At 74.8% G+C, this 11,148-nt stretch carries 6 protein-coding genes; all 6 read right to left on the bottom strand.

Features of this window, described 5'->3' with window-relative positions; all coding sequences use genetic code 11:
* Nucleotides 1-217: 217 nt before the first annotated feature.
* Nucleotides 218-2,851 (bottom strand): ComEC/Rec2 family competence protein, encoded by a 2,634-nt coding sequence (locus ACFV4G_RS34625; RefSeq protein ID WP_380446149.1) that lies wholly within the window; start codon nt 2,849-2,851, stop codon nt 218-220.
* 42 nt (nt 2,852-2,893) lie between these two features.
* Entirely contained in the window at nt 2,894-3,610 is a 717-nt protein-coding gene (locus ACFV4G_RS34620; RefSeq protein ID WP_380446148.1) for a helix-hairpin-helix domain-containing protein, read from the bottom strand.
* Between the two features lie 460 nt (nt 3,611-4,070).
* The gene (locus ACFV4G_RS34615; RefSeq protein ID WP_380446147.1) at nt 4,071-4,934 is read right to left on the bottom strand and encodes a DegV family protein; all 864 of its coding nucleotides are present in this window, start codon (nt 4,932-4,934) and stop codon (nt 4,071-4,073) included.
* A 158-nt stretch (nt 4,935-5,092) separates the two neighbouring features.
* Nucleotides 5,093-5,917 carry a hypothetical protein gene (locus ACFV4G_RS34610; RefSeq protein ID WP_380446146.1) on the bottom strand — a complete coding sequence of 275 codons (825 nt, stop codon included), beginning with the start codon at nt 5,915-5,917 and terminating at the stop codon, nt 5,093-5,095.
* A 431-nt stretch (nt 5,918-6,348) separates the two neighbouring features.
* Nucleotides 6,349-9,279 carry a leucine--tRNA ligase gene (gene leuS, locus ACFV4G_RS34605; protein ID WP_380446145.1) on the bottom strand — a complete coding sequence of 977 codons (2,931 nt, stop codon included), beginning with the start codon at nt 9,277-9,279 and terminating at the stop codon, nt 6,349-6,351.
* Between the two features lie 307 nt (nt 9,280-9,586).
* The gene (locus ACFV4G_RS34600) at nt 9,587-10,891 is read right to left on the bottom strand and encodes a hypothetical protein (protein WP_380446144.1); all 1,305 of its coding nucleotides are present in this window, start codon (nt 10,889-10,891) and stop codon (nt 9,587-9,589) included.
* Nucleotides 10,892-11,148: the final 257 nt, after the last annotated feature.

Genomic DNA, 11,148 nt, shown 5'->3' with positions numbered 1-11,148 from the left:
CCGCTCCACCGGGGGGGTCAAATTCCCATATACTACAAAAACCGGCGCCGCATATACCATTCCCCGCGCGCCGCCCGCGGCCCGCCCCCGCCCCCCGCCGCAATCGTTTCCCGGGCCCCGCCCCGCCCCCCGCCCTCCCTCCTCCTCCCCCACCCCATCCCCCAGACCCCTGACCCACCACCCCGGGGGATGGAAGGAGAGCGAGGAAGGCGGGCCGTCAGATCGGCGGGGCCCGCGGGGTCCGCGGGCCCCGGCCGGTCCGGGACCCGGCCGGGTCGGCCGGCTCGGCCGGCTCGGCCGTGGCGTGCGCGCCCGCCTTGTGCGCTCCGTGCGCGCTCTGCGGGTGCACGGCCACGCCGAGGGTGGCCGGGGAGTCGCCCGTGACGGCGATGTCCCCCGACCGATCGGTGCGCAGCACCGTCGCGCCGAGCCCGCGCAACCGGTCCACCGTCCGCGGGGACGGGTGCCCGTACGAATTGCCCTCGCCGCACGAGATCAACGCCAGCCTCGGTCGCAAGGCGTCGACCAGGTCCCAGTACTGATGGGCGGACCCGTGGTGCGCCACCTTCAGGACGTCCACGCGCCCCAACCGCCCCGACAACGCGGCCTGCGCCGGTGGCTCCAGATCACCCAGCAACGCCATCCGCACCCCGCCGCCCACCGTCACCACCATCGCGACGCTCGCGTTGTTGGCACCCGACGCCTCGACGTCCGTACCCGTACCCGGCCAGACCACGTCCCACGCCAACTCCGCTCCCGCCGAGCGACGTTCACCCCGCCTGGCGCGAATCAGCGGCACGCCCGCGCCGGCCGCCCACCCCGCCACCCGGGCCGCCTCGCCCGGGGGATCGTCCAGCGTGGTGCTCTCGATCGCGCCGACTCTGCGCCCCCGCAGCACTCCGGGCACGCCCTCGACGTGGTCAGCGTGAAAGTGCGTCACCAAAAGCAACGGCACGCCCGTAACGCCCAAGTCCCGCAGGCACCGATCGGCCGCGTTCGGATCCGGCCCCGCATCGACCACCACCGCACTGCCCGGCGCATCCGTCCGCAGCACCAGCATGTCTCCCTGCCCGATGTCGCACATCACCATCCGCCACCCGGGCGGCGGCCAGCCCGTGGCGATCCGGCTCAGCACCGGTGGGCGCAGCAGCACCGTGATCAGAACCACCAGCAGCACACCGGCCACCAGCGCCCGCACCCATCCCCGCCGGGGAGGACGCGCACCGGGCTCCGCCCGCCGGGGCAGCAGCAAGGGCGCCGCCCAACAGGCCGCCAGCGTGGCCAGCCCGACCGTCACGACCCCGAACCACCCACCGGGCCAGGCAAGTTGTCCACCGGGCAGCTCGGCGCCCCGCCGCGCCACCAGGGCCAGCCAGCTCGCCGGCACCCCGGCCGGCTCCGCGAGCAGCCGGGCCAGCGCCGGGGAGAGCGGCTGCAGCACGAGCACCCCGAAGCCGAGCAGCGTCGCCGGGGCCACCGCCAGCTCGGCCAGCAGGTTGCACGGGATCGCGACCAGGCTGACGTGTCCGGACAGCACCACCGTCACCGGCGTGCACAGCGCCTGGGCCCCCGCCGTCGCCGCGAGGGCGCCCGCCAGGTGGTGCGGCCAGCGCCGGGACCTCAGCGCCTCGGCCCAGTGCGGCCCGAGGACGAGCAGCCCCGCGGTGGCGAGCACGGAGAGCAGGAAGCCGTACGACCGCGCCAGATAGGGATCCAGCAACACCAGGACCAGCACCGCCCCGGCGAGCGCGGGCACGGCCTGCCGGGGACGGCCGGTGGCAAGCGCGAGCATGCCGATCAGGCCCGTCCCCGCCGCCCGCAGCACGCTGGGCTCCGGTCGGCAGATCGTGACGAACGCCAGTGTGAGCGCCGTCCCGAGCAGGGCGCTGGTGCGCAGCGAGAGGCCCAGCAGCGCCGCGAGCCCGCGCCGTTCGGGCGTGCCCGCCTGGCCCGGGGCGCCCAGCAGGACGCCGAGGACGATCGCCAGGTTGGCCCCGCTCACGGCCACCAGGTGCACCAGGTCGGTGGCGCGGAAGGCGTCCAGGAGGTCGTCGGAGAGCCGCAAGGTGTCCCCCACGACGAGCCCGGGCAGGAGCCCCCGCGCGTCCGGCGGGAGCCCGTCGCTCGCCGTCCGCAGTCCCTCGCGCAGTCGCCCGGCGATCCGCTGCGGCAGACTCGGCGGCGCGAGCAGCCGGGGCTCGCCCCGGGCCACCAACAGCGCCGCGGCCTCCGTGTCGTACCCCTCCCCCGCCGGCCTGACCTCGGCCTCCACCGCGAGCCGGGCGGACGGGAGCAGCCCTTGCCACGGGCCGGCGTCCTGGCCCCGCACCATCACCGTGACCGGTGTCCGGGTCTGGACGGCCCGCTCCCCGGAGACGGTGACGCGGTCCACCACGGCGTCCAGCGTGAGCACGGACTGCCCGCCGGTCGTACCGCCCCGGAACGCATGGGACTTGGGATCGCCCACGACGGTCAGTTCGACCTCCACGCCCCGGACCGGCTCGCCCGGCTGACGCGGCGGACGGTGCTCGGCCGCCCGGGCGAGTCCCGGCAGCGGCCCGCGGTGCAGGTCGGCGGTGTGCAGGAGCGTCGCGGAGGCCGACGCCGCACCGGTGAGCAGGATCGCGGCCAGCGTCGTCGCCGCGCCTCCCCGGCGCAGTGCTCCCGGCCGGGCGAGCATCACGGCACCCGCGGCGGCGGCCGCGCCGGCGAGCCAATAGAACACGGCGTCGTGCCCCGGCGCCCGCCCAAGGAGCGCCGCTGCGACCACCCAAGCGGCGACCGCCGGGAGCAGCAGCCGGAAGTCGGTGCGGGCGGTGTGAACGGACGAGGTCTGGTCGGTGGCGGACACGGCGGTACCTCCCTTCGACGGGACGGGCTGGTGGACGGGACGTCAGAGGGTGAGCAGCGGGCGGAGTTCCGCGTACGTCCGCGCGCCGATCCCGCTGACCTGCCGAAGCTGGTCGAGCGTGCGGAACGAGCCGTGCGACGTGCGGAACGCGAGGATGCGCTGGGCGAGGGTCGGGCCGACACCGGGGAGGGTGTCGAGCTGTTCGAGGGTGGCCCGGTTGAGGCTGACGGACTGCCTGGACGGGACGACCGAGGGCGGCCCCGGGCCGGGTCCGGCGGCGACGCCGGGGTCCGTGCCGGGCGGGGGTGCCGGTTCGCCGACACGGATCTGTTCGCCGTCCGTCAGCACCCGGGCCAGGTTGAGGCTCCGGGTGTCCGTCTCCGGCAGCGGACCTCCCGCCGCCCGAAGGGCGTCGGCCACGCGCGAGCCGCCTGGCAGCGTGTGCAGTCCTGGCGTGTGGACCCGGCCTCCGACGTCCACGACGACGACGGGCTCGACGGCGGGCGGCGGCGCCGGCCCGGGCGGACCACCCTCCGCACTCGACTCGGCCGCCCCGGACGGGAGCGGCTGCATCGACGTCACCGGCGCCGCCGTGCCCGCCGTCAGCGCCGGCACCGCGACCGCCTGCGGCCGGGCCAGCCAGAAGTGCTGCACGGCGTACCCGACCGCGAACAGGAGCAGGACGGCCAGCCCCACCACCGCCCGCCGGTCCAGGACCATCGCCGGCCCGAACCGGAACGGCACCCGGTGGCCGCCCACCGGCGGCTCCACCGGATCGGGCTCACCCCGAGGCTCACCCCGAGGCTCACCCCGAGGCTCACCCGAGGGCGCGCTCACCGAGCCCACCGCGCCGACACGCGAAACGGACTCCGCGGGCGGCGCCCCCGCAGCCGCAGCCTCTCCGACCCCCGCACCAGCAGCCGCACCAGCAGCCGCACGCGCAGGGGCTCCTGCCACAGTCGTCAGCGGCAACGCGCCCGCCCCCGGCAACACGGCCGCCATCCGCAACCGGACGGTCTCGTTGATCTCGTGGCGCTTCGCCGCGCCCAGGCCCATGCTCGTCATGCGGAGCACGCTAGGAGTCCACGATCGAACGCGCGGACATTACCGAAAGCCTGTGGATAACAGGGGAGTTGTGGATAAATCAGCTAGCCCGGAAGAGTGATGGCGCACCCATCACATTGACATCGCCCCCTGCACTCCCCTGCACCTCACGCCCCTACACCACCGGCGGAACCACCACCGGCGACACCACCACCGCCAGCAGCCCCGGCCCGACGTGCGCCCCGATCACGGCCCCCACCTCGCCGACGTACAGCTCCCGCAGCCCCGGCACCCGCCCCCGCAGCCGTTCCGCGAGCGGCTCCGCCCGGTCCTCCGCCGCCAGGTGGTGCACGGTGATGTCGACCGGCCCCTCCCCGGAGCGCTCCACCGCGATCTCCTCCAGCCGCGCGATCGCCCGCGAGGCCGTCCGCACCTTCTCCAGCGGCTCGATCCGCCCGCCGTGCAGGTGCAGCAGCGGCTTGACGGCCAGCGCCGAGCCGAGCAGCGCCCGCGCCGCGCCGATCCGGCCGCCGCGCCGCAGGTGTTCCAGGGTGTCGACGTAGAAGAAGCCGCTGGTCCCGCCCGCCCGCCGGGTCGCGGCACCGGCCGCGCCGGCGAGGTCCTCCCCCGCCGCGATGGCCTCGGCCGCCGCCAGCACCCCGTACCCGAGGGCCATGCCCACGAGCCGGCTGTCGACCACCTCCACCGGGACCGGCGCCTCGGCCGCCGCCAGCCGGGCGGCCTCCACCGTGCCGGAGAGCTCGCCCGAGATGTGCACCGAGACGATGCCCCGGGCCCCGGCCTCGGCCGCCGCGCGGTAGGCCGCCGCGAAGGACTCGGGGTTCGGCCGGGAGGTCGTCACGCGCTGCTTGCCGCGCAGTGCCTCGGCGACGTCCTTCGGCGAGATCTCGACGCCCTCGGCGAGAACGGCGTCGCCGACCGCGACGCTCAGCGGGACCACCGTGATCCCGTGCCGGTCGAGGGCCTCCTGCGGCAGATAGGCCGTGGAATCCGTGACAAGGGCGAGGTCGGAGGGCATGAGGCGGAGGTTACTCCCCGTTCGGCCGGGATGACAGCGCCCGCCGTCCGGCACCCGTGCGGCACCGCGGCGGCACTCGAACAGCCCCGCGCGGCGACTCGAACGGCAGCCCCGACAGGCGCCCCCGACCGCCGACGGCGGTCGGCGCCGCCGCCGGATCAGCCCGCCGAGGGACCGGCCGAGGGCCCCGCGGACGGCTTCCGCAGCCGCTGCGCGATCTTGGCCAGCGGGTCGCCGAACCCGAGCAGGTCCTCGGCACTCGGCCGCCCCTTCCCGTCGGTGAGCCCGGCCCGGGGAGCCGACGCCCGCCCGGCCGCCCCCGCCGAACCGGCCGAAGCAGAAGCCGAGCCAGAACCAGCACCCGTACCAGAAGCAGCACCCGCACCAGCGCCGGCACCCGACGTGGACCCAGCAGCAGAACCCGCCCCCGCACTGTCCCAGTGCCGCAGCGCCCCCGCCTCGCTCTCGCACTCCTGGCCGAGCCGGCTCAGCTCGTCCTCCGCGAAACGGTGCATCCGGTCCTGCGCCGCCCACCGCATGGTCTCCGCGGAGTGGGTGATCCGCTTGGCGCGCTCCCGCAGCTCGGGCAGCTTGGCCGCGATCCGCCCGGTGTCCGGCTCACGCTCCAACACGCGCAGTTCGCCGTCGAGTTCGGCCGCGTGGGCGTCCAGCCGGGTCAGCAGGGCGAGCGCCTCGCCGAGCTGGCCGTCCTGGGCTAGGCCGGACTCCAGGACCTGCCGGGTGCCGTCGAGCGAGGTGCGCAGGCCCAGCCGGACGGCGGCGATCTGCCCCTGCGGGCCGGGCTTGGCGAAGGTCTTGGCCTTGAGCGTGGCGTTCTCGACCGCCCGCCGGGCGTTGGCCTCGTGGCGCTCGACCTTGGCGGCGACGGCCTTGGCCGCCTTGACGGTGCCGACGACGGCCAGCACGACCACCGCGATCCCGATGAGCAGGGCCAGTCCGAGCATCACGCCGAGCACGTCCATCACGAGCCACCTTCCGCCACCGGGCCGACCGCCGCCGGTCCGACCCCACCGATTCGACCCCTCGGGCCAACGCGGGCCGCCCCGCCGAGGGTTCCACGGTAGCCGCCGGACCGGTCCCGGGGGCAGGCCGAACGGGCCCGGACGCCCGAGATCAGGGACAGATCGGGGATCCCCCGGAAGGCCCACACCCCACCCGGAAGACCCGCGCCCCCACCCCAGGGGGGGTCCCCACCCCGGAAAGCCCGCACGCCACCCCGGCCGCCACCGGGAACGAGCCCCGACAAGTACGAACCCCGCCGAGAACGAGCCAAGACGAGAAGCGAGCCCCGACGAGAACGGGCGGGCGCCCCGAAGGACGCCCGCCCGCACGAGCACGGACTCAGGAGAGCCCCTCAGCCCGTCACCCCATCACCACATCACCTCGTCGCTCGTCACCCCGTGACGATGTTGACCAGCTTCGGCGCCCGCGCGATCACCTTGCGCACCGGAGCGTCCCCGATCGCCGCGACGACCGCCGGGTCGGCCAGGGCCAGCGCCTCCAGCTCGGTGTCCGAGATCGTCGGCGCGACCTCCAGCCGGGCCTTGACCTTGCCCTTGATCTGCACGACGCAGGTCACTGCCTCGTCGACGACGTACGCCGGGTCGGCGACCGGGTAGTCGGTGTGCGCCAGCGAGTCGCCGTGGCCCAGCCGGCGCCACAGCTCCTCCGCGACGTGCGGGGCCAGCGGCGCGACCAGCAGCACCAGCTGCTCGGCGACGGCCCGCGGCGTGGAGCCGCGCTTGACCAGGTGGTTGTTCAGCTCGATGGCCTTGGCCACGGCCGTGTTGAAGCGCAGCCCGGCCATGTCGCCGCGGATGCCGTCGATCGCCTTGTGCAGCGCGCGCAGCGTGGCCTCGTCGGCCGGCTCGTCGGTGACGACCAGCTCGCCGGTCGACTCCGAGACGACGTTGCGCCACAGCCGCTGCAGGAAGCGGTACGAGCCGATGACGGCGCGGGTGTCCCACGGGCGGGAGACGTCCAGCGGGCCCATCGACATCTCGTACAGGCGCAGCGTGTCGGCGCCGTACTCGTCGGCGATGTCGTCGGGGGCGACGGCGTTCTTCAGGGACTTGCCCATCTTGCCGGCCTCGCGCTTGACCGGCTCGCCCTGCCAGAAGTACGTGCCGTCGCGCTCCTCGATCTCGGCGGCGGGCACCGGGAAGCCGCGCTCGTCGCGGTAGACGTCGGCGGTGATCATGCCCTGGTTGAACAGCTTGTGGAACGGCTCGACGGACGAGACGTGGCCCAGGTCGTGCAGCACCTTGTGCCAGAAGCGCGCGTACAGCAGGTGCAGCACCGCGTGCTCGGCGCCGCCGACGTACAGGTCGGCGCCGCCGGCCGGCTTGGTGGCGGTCGGGCCCAGCCAGTAGCGCTCGTTGGCCGGGTCGACGACGGCCGCGCCGTTGGACGGGTCGACGTAGCGCAGCTCGTACCAGCACGAACCCGCCCAGTTGGGCATGGTGTTGGTCTCGCGGCGGTAGCGCTTGGGCCCGTCGCCCAGGTCCAGCTCGACGTTGACCCAGTCCTCGTTGCGGGACAGCGGCGTCTTGGGCGAGGAGGTGGAGTCGTAGGGGTCGTAGGTGTGCGGCGAGTAGTCGTCGACCTCGGGCACCTCGACCGGCAGCATCGACTCGGGCAGCGCGTGCATCACGCCGTCCTCGTCGTAGACGATCGGGAAGGGCTCGCCCCAGTACCGCTGGCGGCTGAACAGCCAGTCGCGCAGGCGGTAGTTGACGGTGCCCTCGCCGATGCCGCGCTCGGCCAGCCAGGCGGTGGCGGCGGCCTTGGCGGCGACGACGCTCAGCCCGTCCAGGGACAGGTCGCCCTGCTCCCGGGCGGAGTTGACGATGACGGAGTCGTACGTGTCGAACGCGTCGTCCCAGGTCGACGGGTCCTCGTCGCGCCCGTCGGTGGGCTTGACGACGCAGCGCATTGGCAGCGCGAAGGCGCGGGCGAAGGCGAAGTCGCGGTGGTCGTGGGCGGGGACGGCCATGATGGCGCCGGTGCCGTAGCCCATCAGCACGTAGTCGGCGATGAAGACCGGGACGGGCTGTCCGCTGACCGGGTTGACGGCGTGGGCGCCGGTGAAGACGCCGGTCTTGACCTTGGCCTCGACCTGCCGCTCGACGTCCGACTTGGCGGCGGCGGCCGCGCGGTAGGCGGCGACGGCCTCGGCGGGGGTGGCGGCGCCGCCGGTCCACTCGGCGGGGACGCCGGCGGGCCACTCGGCGGGCACGATGGTGTCGACCAGGCCGTGCTCGGGGGCCAGGACCATGTAGGTGGCGCCGAACAGGGTGTCGGGGCGGGTGGTGAAGACGGTGATCTTCTCGCCCTCGCCCTCGCCCGCACCCTCGCCCGCGCCCGCGCCCTCGCCCGCACCGATCGCGAAGTCGACCCGGGCACCCTCGGAGCGCCCGATCCAGTTGCGCTGCTGCAGCTTGATGGCCTCGGGCCAGTCCAGCAGGTCCAGGTCGGCGATCAGCCGGTCGGAGTAGGCGGTGATCCGCATCATCCACTGGCGCAGGTTGGACTTGAACACCGGGAAGTTGCCGCGCTCGGAGCGGCCGTCCGAGGTGACCTCCTCGTTGGCCAGCACGGTGCCCAGGCCGGGGCACCAGTTGACCGGCACCTCCTTGGCGTAGGCCAGGCGGTACTCGCCCAGGACCTCGTCGCGCTCGGCGGCCGACAGCTGCGACCAGGCGCGCCCGCCCGGCACCTCGCGCGAGCCGGACTCGAAGGCGGCGACCAGCTCGGCGATCGGACGGGCCTTGCCGGCGTCCTCGTCGTACCAGGAGTTGAAGATCTGCAGGAAGATCCACTGGGTCCAGCGGTAGTACTCCGGGTCGATCGTGGAGATCGAGCGGCGCGGGTCGTGGCCCAGGCCCAGCCGGCGCAGCTGCTGGCGCATGTTGGCGATGTTGGCCTCGGTGGAGACCCGCGGGTGGGTGCCGGTCTGCACCGCGTACTGCTCGGCGGGCAGGCCGAAGGCGTCGTAGCCCAGCGTGTGCAGCACGTTGTGGCCGGTCATCCGCTGGTAGCGGGCGTAGACGTCGGTGGCGATGTAGCCCAGCGGGTGGCCGACGTGCAGGCCCGCGCCCGAGGGGTACGGGAACATGTCCATGATGAAGCTGTGCGGCTTCGCGGCGACGTCGCCCGCGGCCGGGTCGGCCAGGTCGCCGGCCGGGTTGGGAGCGTTGAAGGTGCCTTCCTTCTCCCAGATGTCCTGCCAGCGGGACTCGATCTCCGCCGCCAGCGCGGCGCTGTACCGGAACGGCTCGGTCGCGGGCTCGGCCGCGCCGGACGCAGGGGTCGTCTCGCTCATGGTCCTTCAAGCTCCATCGATGTCAGTTGGCGAACCGCGCAGTGAACCACCGCGCACGTGAACCGTGCACGGGGTCGTGTTCGTGGACCGGACGCGGGGACCGGGCACGTGCACCCCGGACGCGGCGGGCCGGGTACCGGAAGACCCCGGACCGGACCGGAAACGGGGCGGAAAACAAAAAAGCCCCTCGCAGGAGGGGACGCCACGCCGACTCCGGCACCGCCCGAGGGCGCAGCCGGTCCTGGTCAGCGCGGCCGGCTAAGGAGCAGGCGCACGGTTCGCATGGGCTCAGGGTACCGCAAGCGGGTCAGCGCGCTCCCGGGGATACCGCGCGCCCGGCCGCGTCGAAGTCGCGCAACGCCCGCGCGACCCGCTCGGACTGCATGCCGGAGGCGAGCGTGCGGGCGGCGGCGGCGGTGCGGGCGGCCTCCCGCTGGTCGCCGAGGCGGCGGTGGGTCTCGGCCAGCCGGACCATGAGCAGCGCCTTGGCCCGGGCCCGGCCGGGGCCGAGGCCGGCGACGGCCTCGGCGAGCAGGGTCTTGGCCTTGCGGTGGTCGCCGAGGAACAGCCGGCCCTCGCCCACCATGCCGGCGAGGTCGGCGCGGGCCTCCTCGGTGCCGGGCAGGCCTTCGAGTTCGGCGAAGGCCCGGTCGGCGGCCCCGGCGGCCTCCTCGGCCAGGCCGCGGCGCCCGTAGGCGCGGGAGATCCGGGCGAACTGGCGGGCCCGGCCGGGGGCGCCGAGGGCGTGGCCGTGCGCGTCGAGGGCGGTGGTGAGCGCGGCGACGGCGTCCAGTCCGCGCCCGCCCGCGCCCTGGGTGGCGAGCACGACGAGGCCGCCGAGCACGAAGACGCCGAGCCGGGCGTCGCCGCTGACGTGGGCGGCGCGCAGCGCGGCGACGAACGCCCGCTGGGCGGCGGCGTCGTGGCCGAGGTCGTAGGCGGCCCAGCCGGCCAGCCGGGCGAGCCGGCTGGCCTGGCCGTAGAGGTCGCGGCCGAGCCGTTCGTCGTAGGCGCCGAGTTCCAGGAGCTTGGCCACCATGGCGAGTTCGGCGCGGCAGGGGCCGAGGACGAGGCCGCCGCCGCAGGAGCGTTCCAGCCGCTGCTTGCTGCGGTAGGAGAGGCCGAGTTCGCCGACGAGTCCGGGGTCGACGCGCAGCGCGCCCTCGCCGCCGCCGACGGGCGGGGGCGGGGAGGAGAGCCGTTCGGCGGCCTGGTCGAGGTCGGCGCTGCGGAAGAAGTCGGTGAGGCGGACGGGCCCGGCGTCGGTGGCGGCCTCGCGCAGGGCGGTCTGGGCGGTGTCGGCGGTCCACGGGTCGGTGAGCAGCCTCGGCGAGAGGATCTTGGCGCCGCGGTGGCCGCCCATGCGGCCCCAGAGCTGCTCGTAGGTGACGGCCATGCCGAGCGTGCGGCTGAGCACCTCGCACACGGTCTGGTCGTGCGGGCTGCGCGGCACCATGCCCCGGTCGCGCCACTTGTAGGGGGCGGTCGAGCTGATGGCCAGGCCGGGCGGCAGGGCGAGGCTCACCTCGCGGGCGAGCCGCTCCGGACTCCAGCCGAGCTGGTGCAGTATCCGGGCCAGTTCCTCGTTCCGCCTTCGCTCCAGATCGGCCATGGCACGACGGTAGCGGTCCTTCCGGGTCCCGTGCCGGTGGCATGCACAGTCGAGTGGCGTACGGCGGGGCGCACGAAGCCTGAACGGCAGGGCACGCGAAGCCCGAACAGCAGGGCGCGCGAAGCCATGTCGGCGGGGCGCACCGAGGCGGACGGCAGGGCGCGCGGGGCCCGCAACGGCCGAGGGGGGGGGGGCGGAAAAGGTGCGGGGGCGCCGAAAAAGATGGGGGGTGGGTGGGTGATAGCCCCACCGACAGA

It is taken from the genome of Kitasatospora sp. NPDC059747, from assembly GCF_042732955.1.
GTDB lineage: Bacteria > Actinomycetota > Actinomycetes > Streptomycetales > Streptomycetaceae > Kitasatospora.
This window is presented reverse-complemented; position numbering and strand designations above follow the sequence as displayed.

What these genes read in the sequence shown, in the direction of transcription:
- ACFV4G_RS34600 (WP_380446144.1), bottom strand. Translation starts at nt 10,891, where the DNA reads ATGGCCGATCTGGAGCGAAGGCGGAACGAGGAACTGGCCCGGATACTG.
- ACFV4G_RS34610 (WP_380446146.1), bottom strand. Translation starts at nt 5,917, where the DNA reads ATGGACGTGCTCGGCGTGATGCTCGGACTGGCCCTGCTCATCGGGATC.
- ACFV4G_RS34615 (WP_380446147.1), bottom strand. Translation starts at nt 4,934, where the DNA reads ATGCCCTCCGACCTCGCCCTTGTCACGGATTCCACGGCCTATCTGCCG.
- leuS (WP_380446145.1), bottom strand. Translation starts at nt 9,279, where the DNA reads ATGAGCGAGACGACCCCTGCGTCCGGCGCGGCCGAGCCCGCGACCGAG.